Genomic DNA, 17,214 nt, shown 5'->3' on the forward strand with positions numbered 1-17,214 from the left:
GAGGGCCCCGAGGAAACCGCCGGCGTGCTGCGCGAATTCGCCGAGGCCGGCCTGCTCAACCTGGTCGGCGGCTGCTGCGGCACCACGCCCGGACACATCGCCGCCATCGCCCGCGCGGTGGCCGGCCTGCCGCCGCGCGCCCTGCCCCGCCTGCCGGCGCACACACGCCTGGCGGGCCTGGAACCTTTCGTCATCACGCCGGAGACGAACTTCGTCAACGTCGGCGAGCGCACCAACGTCACCGGCTCCATCCAGTTCAAGAAGCTGATCCTGGAAGGCCGCTACGACGAAGCCCTGTCCGTGGCCCGCCAGCAGGTGGAGAACGGCGCCCAGGTGATCGACGTCAACATGGACGAGGGCCTGCTCGACGCCGAGGCGGCGATGGCGCGCTTCCTCAACCTGGTGGCCAGCGAGCCGGACATCGCCCGCGTGCCGGTGATGATCGACTCCTCCAAGTGGGAGGTGATCGAGGCCGGGCTGAAGTGCGTCCAGGGCAAGCCGATCGTCAATTCGATCAGCCTGAAGGCCGGGGAGGCGGAGTTCCGCGAACAGGCGGTCAAGTGCCTGCGCTATGGGGCGGCGGTCGTGGTCATGGCCTTCGACGAGCAGGGCCAGGCCGACACGGCGGCGCGCAAGATCGAGATCTGCACCCGAGCCTATCGGCTGCTGGTCGACGAGATCGGCTTTCCGCCCGAGGACATCATCTTCGACCCCAACATCTTCGCGGTGGCGACGGGGATCGAGGAGCACGACAACTACGCCGTCGACTTCATCGAGGCGACGCGGGTCATCAAGCAGACCCTGCCCTATGCGCGGGTGTCGGGCGGGGTGTCGAACGTCTCGTTCAGCTTCCGCGGCAACGAGCCGGTTCGGCGGGCGATCCACTCGGTGTTCCTCTATCACGCCATCCAGGCCGGGATGGACATGGGCATCGTCAACGCCGGAGACCTGCCCATCTACGACGACCTCGACCCCGAGCTGCGGGAAGCCGTCGAGGACGTGATCCTCAACCGGCCGCAGCGGACCAACGTCTCGAACACCGAGCGGCTGGTCGACATGGCCCCGCGCTACAAGGGCGAGAAGGGCCAGGCCCAGGTGGTCGACCTGGCCTGGCGCTCGGCGCCGGTGGCCAAGCGGATCGAGCACGCCCTGGTCCAGGGCATCACCGTCTGGATCGAACAGGACACCGAGGAGGCGCGCCAGCAGGCCGAGCGGCCGCTGCACGTCATCGAAGGCCCGCTGATGGACGGGATGAACGTGGTCGGCGACCTGTTCGGCTCGGGCAAGATGTTCCTGCCGCAGGTGGTGAAGTCGGCCCGTGTCATGAAACAGGCCGTCGCCTGGCTCGAGCCCTACATGGAGGCCGAAAAGGCCGGAAAGCCGCGCGAGCAGGCCGGCCGCATCCTGATGGCGACGGTCAAGGGCGACGTCCACGACATCGGCAAGAACATCGTCGGCGTCGTCCTCCAGTGCAACAACTACGAGGTCATCGACCTGGGCGTCATGGTCCCGGCCGACCGCATCCTGGACGAGGCCGAAAAGCACAAGGTCGACATCGTCGGCCTGTCCGGCCTGATCACGCCGAGCCTGGACGAGATGGTCTTTGTCGCCTCCGAGATGGAGCGGCGCGGCTTCGACATCCCGCTGCTGATCGGCGGGGCGACGACCAGCCGGACCCACACGGCGGTGAAGATCGAGCCGGCCTACCGGCGGGGCTCGACCACCTATGTCATCGACGCCAGCCGGGCGGTGGGCGTGGTTTCGGGCCTGCTGTCCCCCACCGAGCGCGCCAGGAACGAGGCCGCCACCCGGGACGAATACGTCCGCATCCGCGAGCAGTACGCGCGCGGCCAGGAGGTCAAGGCGCGCGCGAGCCTGGAGCAAGCACGGGCGAACCGGTTCCGCCAGTCGGGGAACGGCCTGCCGCCGCGGCCATCGTTTGTTGGCGTGCGGGCCTTCGACGCATGGGACCTGGGCGATCTGGCCGACCACATCGACTGGACGCCCTTCTTCGCCAGCTGGGAGCTGATCGGGCGCTATCCGCAGATCCTGGAGGACGAGATCGTCGGCGCGGCCGCCCGCGACCTGTTCAAGGACGCGCAGGCCATGCTGAAGCGGATCGTCGAGGAGCGGTGGTTCACCGCGCGCGGCGTCGTCGGCTTCTGGCCCGCCAATGCGCGCGGCGATGACATCGTGGTCTGGGCTGACGAGGGCCGGACGCAGGAGATCGCCCGCTTCCACGGCCTGCGCCAGCAGATCGCCAAGTCGAACGGCAAGCCGAACCTGTGCCTGTCGGACTTCGTGGCCGAGGACGGCGAGGACTGGATCGGCGCCTTCGCCGTCACCGCCGGCCACGGCGAGCTGGAGAAGGCGGCCGAGTTCAAGGCGAAAGGCGACGACTATTCCGCCATCCTGGCGACCGCGCTCGCCGACCGGCTGGCCGAGGCCTTCGCCGAGCGGCTGCACAAGGAGGTCCGCACCACCCTGTGGGGCCACGCTCCGGACGAAGCTGCGACCATCGAGGAGCTGATCGCCGAGAAGTACGAGGGCATCCGCCCGGCGCCGGGCTATCCGGCCCAGCCCGACCACACGGAAAAGGCCACGCTGTTCCGGCTGCTCGACGCGGGCGCCAACGCTGGCATGGCCCTGACCGACAGTTTCGCCATGACGCCGCCGGCCTCGGTCTCAGGCCTCTATTTCGCACATCCGGAGAGCCACTACTTCGGCGTGGGCAAGATCGACCGCGACCAGGTCGAGGACTATGCGCGGCGCAAGGGCTGGGACTTGGCCACCGCCGAACGCTGGCTGTCGCCCATCCTCAACTACATCCCGGGGCAGTCGGATCGAGGGGCGGCGGCCTAGCGCAGGGCTCTTCAAAAATTGTCCTCCCGGAAGCCGCGTCAGCGGCTGTCCGGGACAAGCGAGGGGCTTTCTACCCTTGTCCCGGCTCTGCGCGCTGCGCGCTACGGCCGGGATGACAACGAAGAGAGCGCCTAGGTCTCGTCGGACGCGTCCGGCTGGGCGGGCGTCGCGGTTTCCTCCGCCACGTCCTCGGCGGTCGCCTCGGCTTCCTCTTCCAAAAGGCTGGGCGGCAGGACTTCCTCGGGGGTCAGGCCGACCTGCTCCAGCGTGGCGGGGGCGGTGGTGATGTTGTTGCGGACGCGGCGGGCCGCGTGCTCGCAGCGGCCGGGCAGGCCGAAGAAGAGGTCGAAGCCGGCCTGACGGTCGTCGGCGTTGGCGTTGGTCAGATACGGCTGCCACCGCGTCATGGCGCGGTCGTAGGCGGCGCGGCCGGCGGCGATCTCGGCGGCCGAGCGGCGGCCCGAGCCGGCCTGGATGGCCGTCTGGAAGTCCTGGCGCTCGAGCCGGCCCAGACGCATCAGCTCGGCGTCGGCGGCGGTCCCCAGCGTCTCGCCCAGCTGGACGTGGCCGTCGATCAGGCCGTGGCAGTAGTTCAGGAAGCCGAAGTCGTCGGCCGGGACATTTTCGGGGATCGGATAGGCGTAGGCCATGGCCTCGCGGGTGCGCAGCTGTTCGGCCGTCTCGGTCGGGGCGGTGGGGGCCGTGACCATCGGGCCATCCTGTCCGGACAGGATGAGCGCAGCGGCGAAGGCGAGCGAAAGCGACATGAAAGGTTACCTCTGACGGCCTGTTGAAGCCCCACATAACTCTAAACCCGGGAACCGGATGCGCCAACACGGCTTCGTTAAGCGTCAGGCCGCGTCATTGACGCCGAGGCCATTCATGACGACATTGGTTTCGCGCCCGCCGTTTCAGGCGTCGCAAGAGGTTGAGTGATGATCCGCGTCCAGACCTTTCGGCTGGCCCCGCCCCGTCCCCCGCGCACCTTCGCCGGCGCGGTCGGCTGGCTGTTCGGCCTTCTGGCGGCGGGCGTGGCCCTGGTGTTCGGGGCGCTCTTCGCGGTGGCGACGGCCGTGGCCGTGGCCCTGTTCGCGGTGGTCGCGGGCGTCCTGGTCTTTGCGGCGCGGCTGTTCGGCGGACGGCGTCCGCGCCCGGCGGCCGCCAGCGCTTCGGCCGCCGATGCGATCATCGACGCGCACAAGGTGGGCGACCAGTGGGTCGCCTACGGCTGGGACCGCCAGGGCCGCTGAGGCCCGATGACCCTGTCCCTCATCGACCGGCCGACGCCGAACTTCGACGAGCGGCACGCGCCGCCCGACATGATCATCCTACACTACACCGGCATGCAGACCGGCGAGGCGGCGCTCGAGCGCCTTTGCGACCCCCAGGCGCGCGTCTCGGCCCACTATCTGGTCGAGGAGGACGGGCGGGTCTTCCGACTGGCGCCGGAGGAGCGGCGCTGCTGGCACGCCGGCGTGTCCCACTGGCGCGGCGAGGACAACCTCAACGGCGTCTCCATCGGCATCGAGATCGTCAATCCGGGCCATGAGTGGGGCTATCGCGCATTCCCGGACGCCCAGATCGAGTCCGTGGTCGAACTGGTCGGCCAGATCCGCGAGCGCTGGACCGTGCCCAATGACCGCATCCTCGGCCACTCCGACGTCGCGCCGGCGCGCAAGGAGGATCCGGGCGAACTCTTTCCCTGGAAACGTCTGGCCGAGGCCGGCCACGGCCTGTGGTTCGAGCCGGCCATGGAGCGGATCGCCGCGCTTGGCCCGCCGCTGAAGCCAGGGGACGAGGGCATCGGCGTGGTCGTCATGCAGTCGGCCCTGAAGCGGCTGGGCTACGGCCTCGAGCAGACCGGCGTCTACGACGAGGCCACCCGCATCACCGTCACCGCCTTCCAGCGCCACTGGCGCCAGGCCAACGTCGACGGGATCGCCGACGGCGAGACCCGCGCGCGGCTGGTCGGCGTGCTCCAGCTGGCTCAGGTGGAGAGCGTGACGGGGGTGCTGACCTAGTCTGCCTTGGCGGCCTACGGCCTGTCGTCAAGAAGCAGGCGAACCACTTCGGATTCCTCACTCGACGCGTCGAAGAGAAAAGGTTGGGCGCACGGTGCCTGGAGTATCGTGAGAAGTTCGGGCTCGGGCGTCGGAAAAATTGTCGCGCTCGGCCCTCGTAAGGGCGGCGCGTCAGAAGTTGGCGCGCGGAGAGCAATCAGGAAGGGGCCTTCCCCGATCGCCTCAGGGATTCCGAATGTCGAATTGACCCACGTCATGGTCAGCGTCTCGGGCGCATCGCCGACCAACACCTCGTCGACCTGCAATTCGATGCGCGCATAGCGGGGCAGGCGCGCGGAACGCAGAGGTCGTATGATGCTGTACTCTGTCACTCGGCCCACGACGACCACGTCGGCAAGACGAACATCCTCAAGGACCGTCGGGGCCTCGACGAAGCACGCTGCGGCAGGCTGACCAAGGGCCAAGCCCAGCGACGTAACCAGGGCGAATATCATGGAACGCATCGCTGCCCCCGCAACCTGTGCAGATATCTGACGCCCGGCTCGACCGGCTCGCAAGTCCTCGATTTGACCTGGAAGCCGCACGGGCCCATCTATCCGCCGTCAGACGGCCGGGCGGTCGCTCTGCTTTGCTGAAGCTTCGCAGAGCCCTGCGCAGCCTTTAGCGGAGCAGGGAGGAAAGTCCGGGCTCCACGGCGAAAAGGCGGCGGGTAACGCCCGCCCGGGGTGACCCGAGGGATAGCGCCACAGAAAGCAAACCGCCCTGCGTCGCTCTTCGAGCTATGCAGGGCAAGGGTGAAAGGGTGGGGTAAGAGCCCACCGCGGACCGGGCGACCGGGACGGCATGGCAAGCCCCGCCTGGAGCAAGACCGAATAGGGACGCCGCGCACCTTCGGGTGCAGGGCTCGCCGGCCCGAGGCGTCCGGGTAGGTCGCGAGAACCGCTCAGCAATGGGCGGTCCAGAGGAATGATCGTCACCCGCTTGCGGGGACAGAACCCGGCTTACAGGCCGTCTGACACTTTTTCCACTACGGCCACGCTTGCTGGCAGGAATACTCAGCGTGTTCTTGCTGCGTTCCAATCGTTAACTGCGGCAGGCGGATTTTCGCCGTTATGGTGAAGCAAACGTCAACAAGTGTCATTGCGTCCCAATCCGTCCCATGTTAACCCAAACCATCCCCGGTATGACGCGTCGGAGGGGCCGACGAAGCCGGGCAGGGGCGGGCTGACAAGCCTGGGGTAGGCGGGTGTTTCTCTCGACCTTCGAGAAGCAGCTCGACACCAAGCGGCGCTTTGTCGTGCCGCAGGATTACCGCACCCCCGCGACCGGTTCGGCCGACGGCGTCTTCTGCTTTCCGTCCATCGAGGCCGACTGCATCGAGGCGGGCGGCGACGCCCTGTTTTCCCAGTACCAGCGGGTCATCGACGAACTGCCCTTCGGCCATCGGCTGAGGACCGCGCTCGAGGACGCCGTCTTCGGCCAGCAGCGCCGCCTGTCCTATGACACGGCGGGCCGCATCACCCTGCCGGAGAGCCTCTGCGAAGAATTCGGCCTGACGGACACGGTGGTGATCGTGGGCCTGCGCGACCGTTTCCAGATCTGGCGGCCGGACGTCCACCGCGCCTGGCGCGCCGAGCAGCGCCGCGTGGCGCGCGAGGGCCTGGCTGAACTGGGCGAACTGAAGCGGGCCGCCAGCCTGAAGCTCGGGGGCGGCGCATGAGCCCCCACCTCTCGGTCCTGCTGGATGAGGTGGTGGAGGCCGTGGCGCCCGGACCGGGCAAGCTGATCGTCGACGGCACCTTTGGCGCTGGCGGCTATTCCCGCGCCTTCCTCAAGCGCGGCGCCGACGTCATCGGCTTCGACCGCGATCCGACCGTGAAGCCGCATGCCGAGCGGCTGGCCGCCGATTTCGGCGACCGCTTCCGGCTGGTCGAGCGCCGCTTCTCCGAGATGGACGACGAACTCGGCGAGCAGGGCTGCGACGGGGTGGCGCTGGACATCGGTGTCTCGTCCATGCAGCTGGACCAGGCCGAGCGCGGCTTCTCCTTCCAGAAGGACGGCCCGCTGGACATGCGGATGGGCGCCGACGGGCCGACCGCCGCCGATCTGGTCAACACCCTGGACCACGGGCCGCTGGCCAAGCTGCTGCGCGACTACGGCGAGGAGCGCGAGTCCGGCCGGATCGCCACCGCCATCCTGCGCCGCCGCGCCGTGGAGCCGTTCAGCCGCACGCTGGACCTGGCCGCCGTCATCGAAAAGGCGCTGGGCGGCCGGCGCGGCGCGCCCGTGCATCCGGCGACCCGGTCGTTCCAGGCGCTGCGCATCGCCGTCAACGACGAGCTGGGCGAACTCGAAGCCGGCCTCGCCGCCGCCGAGCGCATCCTGCGGCCGGGCGGGCGGCTGGCGGTCGTGACCTTCCATTCGCTTGAGGATCGGCTGGTGAAGCGCTTCCTGGCCGAGCGCGCCGGCAAGACCGGCTCCGGCTCGCGGCACCTGCCGCCGCAGGCGCAGGGGCCGGCCCCGACCTTCGAACTGATCGGCAAGGGGGCGGTCGAGGCCTCTCCCGAGGAAACCGCCGTCAACCCGCGGTCCCGCTCCGCCCGTCTGCGCACGGCGCGCCGGACCGAGGCCCCGGCCTGGAGGGCTGCGGCATGAGCACGACGGTCGGCGGGCGCGGCGTTCTGAGGGCGCTGGAGATCGCGGCGGTGGTGTGTCTCGGCACGCTCATCCTGTGGGTCTATGTGGCCAAGGCCGCCGGCGCGGACGAGCGCGCGGCCATCCGCGAGTTGGAGACGGAGATCGCCCAGACCCAGCGCGATATCCGCCTGCTGCGCGCCGAAGCGGCCCACCTCGAGCAGCCAGCGCGGCTCCAGGCGCTGGTGGACGCCCACCTTCAGCTCCAGCCCGTCGACGCCCAGCAGGAGGCCTCGCCCGAGGTGCTGCCGGTCGTCCTGCCGTCGGCCGAGCCCGAGCCCGCGGAGGCCGCGCAATGAGCCTGGCCGGCCTGCCGCCCCGCATCGGAGTGCGCCTGCCGACCCGGCGGCTGCTCGACTGGATCCAGAGCCTGGAGCACGCCTTCGAGCGCGCCCGCGCCGAGGGCAAGGCCGAGAACGACACCCGCGTGCGGATCCTGCTGGTCTCCTGCCTGTTCGGGTTGATCTTCGCGGGCCTCGCCGTCGGGGCCATCCGCGCCGCCCTGTTTTCGGGGCTGGACGCGCCGCTCGGCCGGGGCGGGGCGCCGGTGCTGCAACGCGGCGACCTGACCGACCGCAACGGCCTGCTCATGGCGACCAACCTGCCGCACTACCGGCTGGTCATCGACCCAGTGGAGACCTTCGACCGCGCCTATGTCCGCAACGCCGTCCTGCGCGCCATGCCGGACATCTCGGCGGCGGGCCGGCGGCGGCTGGAGCGGGTGCTGGCGGGCGACGAGCGGGCCTTCGTGGTCGGCGGCCTGACGGCGGCCCAGCGGGCGCGCCTGCATGACCTGGCGCTGGGCGGCCTGCATTTCGAGGAGGAGGACGCCCGCGTCTATCCGCTGGAGGACCTGGCCTCGCACGTCGTAGGCTTCGCCAACGCGGACGGCGAGGGCGCGGCCGGCTTCGAGCGCGCCTTCGACGCCGACATCCGCGCCGCCGGGGCTGACGGTGGGGCCGTGCCCCTGTCCATCGACCTCAGGGTCCAGGGCGCGCTGGAGACCGAGCTGGAGGCCGTGGCGACCGACCAGCGAGTCGTGGGCGCCGTCGGCGTCGTCACCAACATCCAGACCGGCGAGATCCTGGCCATGGCCAGCTATCCGGATTTCGACCCGAACCGGCGCGGCGCCGGCGACGCCTCGGCCATGGTCAACCGTGTCGCGGGCCAGGTCTGGGAGATGGGCTCGACCTTCAAGATCTTCTCGATCGCCGCAGGTCTGGACAGCGGCCGTGTCGATATCGACACGGTGATCGACACTGGTTCGCCGCTCCGCATGGCGGGGCGCACGATCAACGACTTTCACGCCCAGAATCGGCCCATGAGTGTCGAGGAGGTTTTCCTCCATTCCTCGAATGTCGGTACGTCGCGAGTCGCAGCCCTGATGGGATCGCAGGTCATGCAGGACTACTATCGGTCCTTCGGCCTGCTGGACCGGCAGCGCATCGGCCTGGCCGAGTCCGCGGCGCCCCTGCTGCCGCGGCGCTGGGACGCCAACACCGTCGCCTCGGCCTCGTTCGGCCACGCCATGGCGGTCACGCCGCTGCACGTCGCGGCGGGCGTGGGCGCCATCATGAACGGCGGCCGCTATGTGCCGCTGACGCTGCGGCCGGTTCGGCCCGGGCGGCGTCCGCAGGGCCAGCGCATCGTCACGGAAGTGACCTCGATGCGGATGCTGCGCCTGATGCGGCTGAACGTTGAGCGCGGCTCGGGCCGTCGCGCCGCCGTCGAAGGCTTCAGCGTCGGCGGCAAGACCGGCACCGCCGAGAAGTACACCAACGGCCGGGTCGACCGGACGCGCGTGACCTCGTCCTTCGTCTCGGTCTTCCCGACGGAAGGGCCGGTCAACGCCGACCGCTACCTGGTCATGATCCTGCTGGACGAGCCGCGCGGCAGCGAGGCGTCCGGCGGCGCCCGCACCGCGGGCATGACCGCGGCGCCGGCCGTGGGCCGGGTGATCCGCCGCATCGCGCCCTTCCTCGGCGTCGAGCGCCGGCTCGAAGTGCTGAGCGCCAGCGAGGCCGAGGCCCTGCCGCTGTCCGAAGACGCATCCCTGGCGGGGCCGCGATGACCGGCGTGCGGCTGTCCGAAATCCTCAGGCGCGACGTGCCGACCGATCCGGTCATCACCGGCGTCACCGCGGACAGCCGCCGGGTGGGGACGGGGACGCTGTTCGCCGCGCTTCCGGGCGCGCGCGCCGACGGCCGCGCCTTCATCCCCCAAGCGCTGTCGCAGGGCGCCGCCGCGGTGCTGGCGCCCGAGGACACGCCGGACGGGGCCGCTCCCCTTCTGGTGCGGTCGGGCGACGTACGCCGCGCCTATGCGCTGGCGGCGCGGGCCTTCTACGGAAAGCAGCCGCGCACCTGCGTGGCGGTCACGGGCACCAACGGAAAGACTTCGGTCGCCGCCTTCTGCCGCCAGATCTGGACGGCGCTGGGCCACCATGGGGCCAGCATGGGCACGCTGGGCGTCATGGCCGGCGAAGAGGCCCTAACCGGGCCCGGCCTGACCAGCCCGGACGCGGCGGACGCCGCGCGCCTGCTGGCCGAACTGGCCGGGCGCGGCGTGACCCACCTGGCGCTCGAGGCCTCGTCGCACGGGCTGGACCAGCGGCGGCTGGACGGCGTGGGGCTTACGGCGGCGGCCTTCACCAACCTCAGCCAGGACCATCTGGACTACCATCACGACATGGCCGCCTATCGCGCGGCCAAGCTGCGCCTGTTCGACACCCTGTTGCCGCGCGGGCGCACGGCCGTGCTGAACGCGGACTCCGACGCTTACAACGCCTTCGCCGGCGCGGGCATCATGGCGGGCCTTAGCATCTTCGGAGTCGGCGAACGGGGCCGGGACCTGTCGCTGGTCGCCCGCCGCGCCACGGGCGAGGGCCAGCGGCTGTCGATCGACGCCGGCGGCCGGACCTATGACATCCTGCTGCCGCTGGCCGGGGCCTTCCAGGCCTCGAATGCGCTCGTGGCCGCGGGGCTCTGCGTCGCTGCAGGCGACAAACCGGAAGCGGTGATCGCTGCGCTGGAGACGCTGAAGGGCGCGCCCGGCCGGCTGCAGCGCGTGGGTCTGAGCGCTCAGGGCGGCGAGGTCTATGTCGACTACGCGCACACGCCCGACGGACTGGAGACTGTGTTGCAGGCCCTGCGGCCGCACGCGTCGGGACGGCTGGTCGTAGTGTTCGGCGCCGGTGGCGACCGCGATCGCGGCAAGCGCCGGCTGATGGGCGAGGTCGCCGCCCGCCTGGCCGACGCGGCGGTGGTGACCGATGACAATCCGCGCTCCGAAGACCCGGCCGCGATCCGCGCCGAGGTGATGAAGGGCTGTCCCGAGGCCCGCGAGATCGGCGACCGCCGCGAGGCCATCGCCTGGGCTGTGTCGGGCCTGAAGAAGGGGGATGTGCTGATCGTCGCCGGAAAGGGTCACGAGCAGGGTCAAATCGTCGGCGAAACGGTCTATCCGTTCGACGACGCGGCGGTGGCCGCCGAGGCCCTGAGGGAAGTTGCGTGATGAATGAGGCCCTGTGGACCTCGGCCGAGGTCTCCGAGGCGACGGGCGGGCTGGCGGACGGATCGTTCGCCGCCACGGGCGTGACCTTCGACAGCCGCGAGGTGAAGCCGGGCGACCTGTTCGTGGCCCTGAAGGGCGCGCGCGACGGCCACGGCTTCGTGGGACAGGCCTTCGAGAAGGGCGCGGCCGGCGTCCTGGTGTCCGAACCGGTGACCGGCGGGCCGTTCGTCCTTGTGTCCGACACCCTGGACGGCCTGGTCGCGCTCGGCGGCTACGCCCGCGACCGGGCCCCACAGACCCGCCGTGGCGCGGTGACCGGCTCGGTCGGCAAGACTAGCGTGACCCAGGCGATCCGCGCCGGGCTGGCGCTGGCGGGCTCGGCCCACTCGTCGGTGAAATCCTTCAACAACCACATCGGCGTGCCCCTGACGCTGGCGCGGATGCCACGCGACACCGAACGCGCCGTCTTCGAGATCGGCATGAACCACGCCGACGAGATCGCGCCGCTGTCGCGCATGGTCCAGCCGCACGCGGTCTGCGTGACCACGGTCGGGCCGGTCCACATCGAGAACTTCCCCGACGGCGAGGAGGGCGTCGCCCGCGCCAAGGCCGAAATCTTCGAGGGCCTGGGTCCGGGCGGCGTGGCCGTGCTGAACGGCGACAACGTCTGGTTCGACCTGCTCAAGCACGCGGCGCTCGAGCGCGGCGCGCGCATCGCCGTCTTCGGTACGGATGAGAGCGCCGACGCCTGCCTGCTGGCCTTCGAATCCGAGGGTGAAGGCGCGCGGGTGCGAGCCCGCATCTGGGGCGAGACGCACAGCTTCGAACTGGCCCAGTCCGGCCTGCACTGGGGCCTGAACAGCATGGCCGTCCTGCTGATGCTGGATGCGCTGGATGTGCCGATGGAGACGGGCCTCGTCGCCCTGTCCGCGTTCCAGCCGCTGGAAGGCCGGGGCCAGGTCCGCACCGTCCGCCTGCCGGGCGGCGGGGCCTTCACCCTGGTGGACGAGAGCTACAACGCCAATCCCTTGAGCATGCGGGCGGGCTTCATGAGCCTGGCGGCGCGCGAGCCCGGCGAGGGCGGCCGCCGCATCGTGGCGCTTACCGACATGCTGGAGCTGGGCGAGGATTCCCAGCGGCTGCACGCGGGCCTGGCCGACTTCATCGAGGCGGCCCGGCTGGATCAGGTGTTCACCGCCGGCCCCGCCATGCGCTGGCTGCACAAGGCCCTGCCCGAGAGCCGCCGCGGCGCCTGGGCGGAGGACGCCGACACGCTGATCCCGATCGTCACCGGCGCGGTGCGCGACGGCGACATCGTCATGGTCAAGGGATCGAATGGCTCGCGCGCCTCCAAGGTCGCGAAGGCGCTGGCCGGCATGGGTCCGGGAGGGGACGCCTAGATGTTCTATCTGCTCTATCTGCAGTTCGCGGACCTGGCCCAGGACTATCCGCTTCTGAACCTGCTCCAGTACCAGACGGTGCGGGTGGGCCTGGCGCTGTTCACCGGCCTGATCGTGGCCATCGCCCTGGGCAGCCGCTTCATCGACTGGATGCGCGCCAAGCAGGGCCGCGGCCAGCCGATCCGCAAGGACGGTCCCGAAAGCCACCTGCTGAACAAGCAGGGCACGCCGACCATGGGCGGGCTGATGATCCTGGCCGGGGTCTTCGCGGGCACGCTCCTTTGGGCCGACCTGACCAATCCGTTCGTCTGGGTGGCCCTGCTGGTCACCGGCGGCTACGGCCTGCTCGGCTTCCTCGACGACTACGACAAGGTCACCAAGCAGCACCACGCCGGCCTGACCGGCAAGCAGAAGCTGGCGGCCCAGTTCGCCCTGGCCATCGTGGCCTCGGCGCTGCTGATCTGGTTGTCGACGCCCTCGCCGACGTCTCCGGGCCTTGAAACTTCGATCGCCTTCCCATTCTTCAAGGAGGTGCTGCTGAACCTCGGCTGGTTCTATGTCGCCTTCGCCGCCTTCACGATCGTGGGCTTCTCCAACGCCGTGAACCTGACCGACGGGCTGGACGGCCTGGCCATCGTGCCGGTGATGATGGCCGCCGCCGCCTTCGGGGTGATCAGCTATCTCGTCGGCAACTTCGTCTTCTCGGAATATCTCCAGGTCCACCATGCGCCGGGCGCGGGCGAGCTGGCCATCTTCTGCGCGGCCATCATCGGCGGGGGCGTCGGCTTCCTCTGGTACAACGCCCCGCCGGCCAAGATCTTCATGGGCGACACCGGATCGCTGGCGCTGGGCGGCGCGCTGGGCACGGTCGCGGTCTCGACCAAGCACGAGCTGGTGCTGGGCATCATCGGGGGGCTGTTCGTGATCGAGGCGGCCTCGGTGATGATCCAGGTCGCCTACTTCAAGGCTACGGGTAAGCGCATCTTCCTGATGGCGCCGATCCACCACCACTTCGAAAAGCTGGGCTGGGCGGAGTCGACCGTGGTGATCCGCTTCTGGATCGTCGCGGCCATGCTCGCGCTGATCGGTCTGTCGACGCTGAAGCTCAGATGATCCCGGTCCCCGGCTTCGAGGGGCGCGAGGTCGCCGTCTTCGGCCTGGGACGTTCGGGCCTGCCGTCCGCGCGCGCGCTGCAGGCCAGAGGGGCGCGTCCGGTCCTTTGGGACGACGGCGTCTCGGGCCGCATGCAGGCCGAGGCCGAGGGCTTTCAGGTCGAGGATCTGACCCAGGCGGACTGGAGCCGGTTCGCGGGCCTGGTCCTGTCGCCTGGCGTGCCCCTGACCCACCCGAAGCCGCACTGGACGGTCGATAAGGCCAGGGCAGCGGGCGTGCCCGTCATCGGCGACATCGAGCTGTTCGCCCGCGCCATGGCGGCGCTTCCCGAAGGCGAGCGGCCCAAGGTGGTCGCCATCACCGGCACCAACGGCAAGTCGACCACCACGGCCCTGATCGGCTGGGTTCTCAACCAGGCGGGTCTGAAGGCGCACATCGGGGGCAACATCGGCATCGGGGCCCTGGCCCTGCCCGCGCCCAAGGGCGGCGAGGTCTATGTGCTGGAGGTGTCGTCCTACCAGCTGGACCTGACCCAGAGCTTCGCGCCCGACGTCGCCATCCTCACCAACATCAGCCCCGACCACCTCGACCGCCACGGCGGGATGGAGGGCTATGTCGCGGCTAAGCGGAAGATTTTCGACAGGGCGGGCGTCGCCCTGGTGGGTGTCGACGACGACTGGGGCAGACGGATCGCCGGCGAGCTGCCGAACGCCGAAGCCGTGTCTGTCGCGGATTTCGACGGGCGCCTCACCCACGCCGGTCAGGATGTGGCCGATCTAACCCAAGCGCGCTCACTCCCGGGCCGGCACAACGCCCAGAACGCCGCCTTCGCCTATGCCACGGCGCGGGCGCTCGGGGTGCCGCACGACAAGGCCGTCGCAGGCCTGATGACCTTCCCCGGGCTGGCGCACCGGATGGAGGAGGTCGGCCATGTCGGGCCGGTGCGCTTCATCAACGACTCCAAGGCCACCAACGCCGACGCCACGCGTCAGGCGCTGGCGTCGTACCCGCGCAGCTACTGGATCGCCGGCGGACGGGCGAAGAGCGAAGGCATCGAGCCGCTCGCCGACCTCTTCCCGCGCATCGCCAAGGCCTATCTGATCGGCGAGGCCGCCAACGACTTCGCCCGCGTGTTGGGCGCCGTGCCGCACGAGGTCTGCAGCGTCATGGAAGCCGCCGTGGCCGCGGCCGCCCGAGACGCCTCGGCCACCGGCCAGCCGGAGGTCGTGCTGCTGTCGCCGGCCTGCGCCTCCTTCGACCAGTATCCGGACTTCGAGGCGCGCGGAGAGGCCTTCCGCGCCGCCGTGCTCGGCCTCCAGGGAGCCGCCGCATGACCGCCTACGCCCCGCAGCTCGGCCGCGAGCGGTCGCCGCTCAGCCACTGGTTCTGGCAGGTCGACAAGCCGATCTTCGCCGCCGTGCTCGCCCTGATCTTCCTCGGCGTGGCGCTCAGCTTCGCCTCCAGCCCGGCCGCCGCCGGCCGGGACGACTCCATCTCGGGCGACTTCTATTATTCGTGGCGGATGATGGCGTTCGCGGCGGCGGGCCTGTTCACCCTGCTGTCGGCCTCCATGCTGTCGCCGCGTGGTGTGCGGCGGGTGGCCCTGGCGGTGTTTCTGATCTCGATTGCGGTGATGGCCCTGCTCCCGTTCATCGGTCACGAGGCCAAGGGCGCGACGCGCTGGCTGCCGCTGGGACCGTTCAGCTTCCAACCGTCGGAGTTCGTGAAACCGGCGCTGATCATCCTTGCGGCCTGGATGTTCTCCGAGGGCCAGAAGGGCGAGGGCGTGCCGGGCATGACCATCGCGTTCTGCCTCTACGGCCTGACGGCGGTGCTGCTCGTGATCCAGCCGGACATCGGCCAGACGGTGCTGATCACCACGGCGTTCATGGCGGTCTTCTTCATGGCCGGCGTGCCCTTCCGCTGGATGCTGGTGCTGGCGGGGCTGGCGGCGGCGGGGTTCGTGGCGATCTACGCCTCGGTCGATCACGTGCGCGAGCGCATCGGCACCTATTTCGGCGGCGGCGAGGCGGCCGACACCTACCAGCTCGACCGGGCCCACGAGGCCATCGCCGCAGGCGGCCTGGTCGGCCGCGGCGTGGGCGAGGGCGTGATGAAGCGCTTCGTGCCCGACCTGCACACCGACTTCATCTATTCGGTCGCGGCCGAGGAGTTCGGCCTGGTCTTTTCGATCCTGCTCATCGGCCTGTTCGGCCTGATCGCGGTCCGGGGCCTGAGGCGGTCGATGCGGCTGGCCGACCCGTTCGAGCAGACGGCCGCGGGCGGCCTCTTCGTGCTGGCGGGGCTGCAGGCGGCGATCAACATCGCGGTGAACCTCGGCCTGATCCCGACCAAGGGCATGACCCTGCCGTTCATCAGCTATGGCGGCTCCTCGATGATCGCCATGTGCCTGACGCTGGGGCTGGCGCTGGCGCTGACCCGCAAGCGGCCGGGCGCCTACGAACCCGGCGAGACGGCGCGCGGCATCCTGGGATGAGCAGGCTCGCCGTCCTCGCCGCCGGGGGCACCGGCGGCCATATGTTCCCGGCCCAGGCCCTGGCGGGCGTGCTGGCCGCACGCGGCTGGCGCGTGGTGCTGGCTACGGACGCGCGCGGCGCCCAGTACGCTCACGAATTTCCGGCCGAGGAGCGCATCGCGCTCGAGGCCGCGACCGCAAAAGGCGGCGACCCCATCGGCATGGCCCGGGCGGGTCTGAAGATCGCCGCCGGGATCGGTCAGGCGCGCAAGGCCTACGCCCGGTTGGACCCGGCGGTGGTGGTCGGCTTCGGCGGCTATCCGTCCGTGCCGGCGCTGCTCGCCGCCGTCAGCCAGGGCCGACCCACGGTCATCCACGAGCAGAACGCGGTGCTGGGTCGCTCCAACCGGCTGCTGGCGCGCTGGGCCAAGGCGGTGGCCTGCGGTTTCCCGACGCTCGAGCGCGCGCCGGCGGGGGTGAAGGACCGCGTCGTGGTCGTCGGCAATCCGGTGCGGGCGGACATCCGCGCCCTGACGGGCCGGGCCTACGACGCCTCGCAGGGCCCGCTGCACGTGCTGATCACCGGCGGGAGCCAGGGCGCCCGCCTTCTGTCCGAGACGACCCCGCGCGCGCTGGCCCAGATCGCCGAGCCGCTGCGCCTGCGGCTCAAGGTGCATCAGCAGAGCCGGCCCGAGGCGCTGGACACCGCGCGCGCCATCTACGCCGACGCCCTGATCGACGCCGAGGTCGCGCCCTTCTTCCGGGACATGGCCTCCCGGCTCGAGCAGGCGCATCTGGTCATCGGCCGGGCCGGCGCCTCGACCTGTTCGGAGCTGGCCGTGGCGGGCCTGCCGTCGGTGCTCATTCCGCTGAAGATCGCCACGGACGACCATCAGCGGTTGAACGCCAAGGCGCTGGCGGATACGGGCGCGGCCGAGGTGATCCTTGAGGACGAGGTGACCGTCGACCGGCTGGCCGAGGCGATCCAGGCGATGCTGTCGGACACCGAGGCGCTGGCCCGTCGCGCCGCCGCGGCCCGCGCGGTGGCCCTGCCGGATGCGGCCGAGCGGCTGGCGGATCTGGTCGAGGCCCAGGCGCGCTAAGCCGTCGCAGCCGGGAACGGTAGAGCTTGTCT

The 17,214-nt window shown here is 70.4% G+C and carries 15 protein-coding genes and 1 other RNA gene; 14 read left to right on the top strand and 2 right to left on the bottom strand.

From position 1 onward, the window contains the following. On the top strand, window positions 1–2,862 hold a 2,862-nt coding region (gene metH, locus Q0M60_RS06640; RefSeq protein WP_296817575.1), incomplete at its 5' end, for a methionine synthase. Between the two features lie 131 nt (window positions 2,863–2,993). Here the strand turns inward: metH and Q0M60_RS06645 are convergent. Then, window positions 2,994–3,629: a hypothetical protein gene (locus Q0M60_RS06645; RefSeq protein ID WP_296817577.1), complete on the bottom strand. Its 636-nt coding sequence runs from the start codon at window positions 3,627–3,629 to the stop codon at window positions 2,994–2,996. A 168-nt stretch (window positions 3,630–3,797) separates the two neighbouring features. Here Q0M60_RS06645 and Q0M60_RS06650 point away from each other — a divergent pair, with 168 nt between their 5' ends. After that, a complete protein-coding gene (locus tag Q0M60_RS06650) occupies window positions 3,798–4,112 on the top strand; it encodes a hypothetical protein (RefSeq protein WP_296817579.1) in 315 nt (104 codons plus the stop codon). Between the two features lie 6 nt (window positions 4,113–4,118). Beyond that, the gene (locus Q0M60_RS06655) at window positions 4,119–4,883 is read left to right on the top strand and encodes an N-acetylmuramoyl-L-alanine amidase (protein ID WP_296817581.1); all 765 of its coding nucleotides are present in this window, start codon (window positions 4,119–4,121) and stop codon (window positions 4,881–4,883) included. A 14-nt stretch (window positions 4,884–4,897) separates the two neighbouring features. Here the strand turns inward: Q0M60_RS06655 and Q0M60_RS06660 are convergent, their stop codons facing one another. Then, window positions 4,898–5,377, bottom strand: coding sequence for a hypothetical protein (locus tag Q0M60_RS06660; protein ID WP_296817583.1), 480 nt, complete (start codon window positions 5,375–5,377; stop codon window positions 4,898–4,900). Between the two features lie 108 nt (window positions 5,378–5,485). Here Q0M60_RS06660 and rnpB point away from each other — a divergent pair. The 11 genes from rnpB to murG all read left to right on the top strand — a co-directional run bounded on the left by rnpB (window position 5,486) and on the right by murG (window position 17,182). After that, an RNA gene (rnpB, locus tag Q0M60_RS06665) (RNase P RNA component class A) lies at window positions 5,486–5,903 on the top strand. A 226-nt stretch (window positions 5,904–6,129) separates the two neighbouring features. Continuing rightward, window positions 6,130–6,603, top strand: coding sequence for a division/cell wall cluster transcriptional repressor MraZ (locus Q0M60_RS06670; RefSeq protein WP_296817585.1), 474 nt, complete (start codon window positions 6,130–6,132; stop codon window positions 6,601–6,603). Next, window positions 6,600–7,538, top strand: a complete 939-nt coding sequence (gene rsmH / locus Q0M60_RS06675; RefSeq protein ID WP_296817587.1) for a 16S rRNA (cytosine(1402)-N(4))-methyltransferase RsmH — start codon at window positions 6,600–6,602, stop codon at window positions 7,536–7,538. Before Q0M60_RS06670 ends, rsmH begins: the two co-directional genes overlap by 4 nt. Next, window positions 7,535–7,876, top strand: coding sequence for a cell division protein (locus tag Q0M60_RS06680; RefSeq protein WP_296817589.1), 342 nt, complete (start codon window positions 7,535–7,537; stop codon window positions 7,874–7,876). Before rsmH ends, Q0M60_RS06680 begins: the two co-directional genes overlap by 4 nt. Then, the gene (locus Q0M60_RS06685; RefSeq protein ID WP_296817591.1) at window positions 7,873–9,648 is read left to right on the top strand and encodes a penicillin-binding protein 2; all 1,776 of its coding nucleotides are present in this window, start codon (window positions 7,873–7,875) and stop codon (window positions 9,646–9,648) included. The genes Q0M60_RS06680 and Q0M60_RS06685 overlap by 4 nt, the downstream gene beginning before the upstream one ends. Next, window positions 9,645–11,090, top strand: a complete 1,446-nt coding sequence (locus Q0M60_RS06690; protein WP_296817593.1) for a UDP-N-acetylmuramoyl-L-alanyl-D-glutamate--2,6-diaminopimelate ligase — start codon at window positions 9,645–9,647, stop codon at window positions 11,088–11,090. Before Q0M60_RS06685 ends, Q0M60_RS06690 begins: the two co-directional genes overlap by 4 nt. Then, window positions 11,090–12,490, top strand: coding sequence for a UDP-N-acetylmuramoyl-tripeptide--D-alanyl-D-alanine ligase (gene murF, locus Q0M60_RS06695; protein ID WP_296817595.1), 1,401 nt, complete (start codon window positions 11,090–11,092; stop codon window positions 12,488–12,490). The genes Q0M60_RS06690 and murF overlap by 1 nt, the downstream gene beginning before the upstream one ends. Next, a complete protein-coding gene (mraY, locus tag Q0M60_RS06700) occupies window positions 12,491–13,603 on the top strand; it encodes a phospho-N-acetylmuramoyl-pentapeptide-transferase (RefSeq protein ID WP_296817596.1) in 1,113 nt (370 codons plus the stop codon). It begins immediately after the preceding gene. Next, window positions 13,600–14,937, top strand: coding sequence for a UDP-N-acetylmuramoyl-L-alanine--D-glutamate ligase (murD, locus tag Q0M60_RS06705; RefSeq protein WP_296817598.1), 1,338 nt, complete (start codon window positions 13,600–13,602; stop codon window positions 14,935–14,937). The genes mraY and murD overlap by 4 nt, the downstream gene beginning before the upstream one ends. Continuing rightward, window positions 14,934–16,100, top strand: a complete 1,167-nt coding sequence (ftsW, locus tag Q0M60_RS06710) for a putative lipid II flippase FtsW (RefSeq protein ID WP_296817601.1) — start codon at window positions 14,934–14,936, stop codon at window positions 16,098–16,100. Before murD ends, ftsW begins: the two co-directional genes overlap by 4 nt. Next, on the top strand, window positions 16,097–17,182 hold the full coding sequence (gene murG, locus Q0M60_RS06715; protein WP_296817603.1) for an undecaprenyldiphospho-muramoylpentapeptide beta-N-acetylglucosaminyltransferase: 1,086 nt from the start codon (window positions 16,097–16,099) through the stop codon (window positions 17,180–17,182). The genes ftsW and murG overlap by 4 nt, the downstream gene beginning before the upstream one ends. Window positions 17,183–17,214: the final 32 nt, after the last annotated feature.

The sequence above is a fragment of the Brevundimonas sp. genome (assembly GCF_024711105.1).
Classification (GTDB): Bacteria; Pseudomonadota; Alphaproteobacteria; order Caulobacterales; family Caulobacteraceae; genus Brevundimonas.

Excerpts from the sequence above, each read along its gene's own strand:
- murD (WP_296817598.1), top strand. The coding sequence starts at position 13,600 with ATGATCCCGGTCCCCGGCTTCGAGGGGCGCGAGGTCGCCGTCTTCGGC.
- ftsW (WP_296817601.1), top strand. The coding sequence starts at position 14,934 with ATGACCGCCTACGCCCCGCAGCTCGGCCGCGAGCGGTCGCCGCTCAGC.
- mraY (WP_296817596.1), top strand. The coding sequence starts at position 12,491 with ATGTTCTATCTGCTCTATCTGCAGTTCGCGGACCTGGCCCAGGACTAT.
- Q0M60_RS06650 (WP_296817579.1), top strand. The coding sequence starts at position 3,798 with ATGATCCGCGTCCAGACCTTTCGGCTGGCCCCGCCCCGTCCCCCGCGC.
- Q0M60_RS06645 (WP_296817577.1), bottom strand. The coding sequence starts at position 3,629 with ATGTCGCTTTCGCTCGCCTTCGCCGCTGCGCTCATCCTGTCCGGACAG.
- rsmH (WP_296817587.1), top strand. The coding sequence starts at position 6,600 with ATGAGCCCCCACCTCTCGGTCCTGCTGGATGAGGTGGTGGAGGCCGTG.
- Q0M60_RS06690 (WP_296817593.1), top strand. The coding sequence starts at position 9,645 with ATGACCGGCGTGCGGCTGTCCGAAATCCTCAGGCGCGACGTGCCGACC.
- Q0M60_RS06655 (WP_296817581.1), top strand. The coding sequence starts at position 4,119 with ATGACCCTGTCCCTCATCGACCGGCCGACGCCGAACTTCGACGAGCGG.
- murF (WP_296817595.1), top strand. The coding sequence starts at position 11,090 with ATGAATGAGGCCCTGTGGACCTCGGCCGAGGTCTCCGAGGCGACGGGC.
- Q0M60_RS06685 (WP_296817591.1), top strand. The coding sequence starts at position 7,873 with ATGAGCCTGGCCGGCCTGCCGCCCCGCATCGGAGTGCGCCTGCCGACC.
- Q0M60_RS06680 (WP_296817589.1), top strand. The coding sequence starts at position 7,535 with ATGAGCACGACGGTCGGCGGGCGCGGCGTTCTGAGGGCGCTGGAGATC.
- murG (WP_296817603.1), top strand. The coding sequence starts at position 16,097 with ATGAGCAGGCTCGCCGTCCTCGCCGCCGGGGGCACCGGCGGCCATATG.
- Q0M60_RS06660 (WP_296817583.1), bottom strand. The coding sequence starts at position 5,377 with ATGATATTCGCCCTGGTTACGTCGCTGGGCTTGGCCCTTGGTCAGCCT.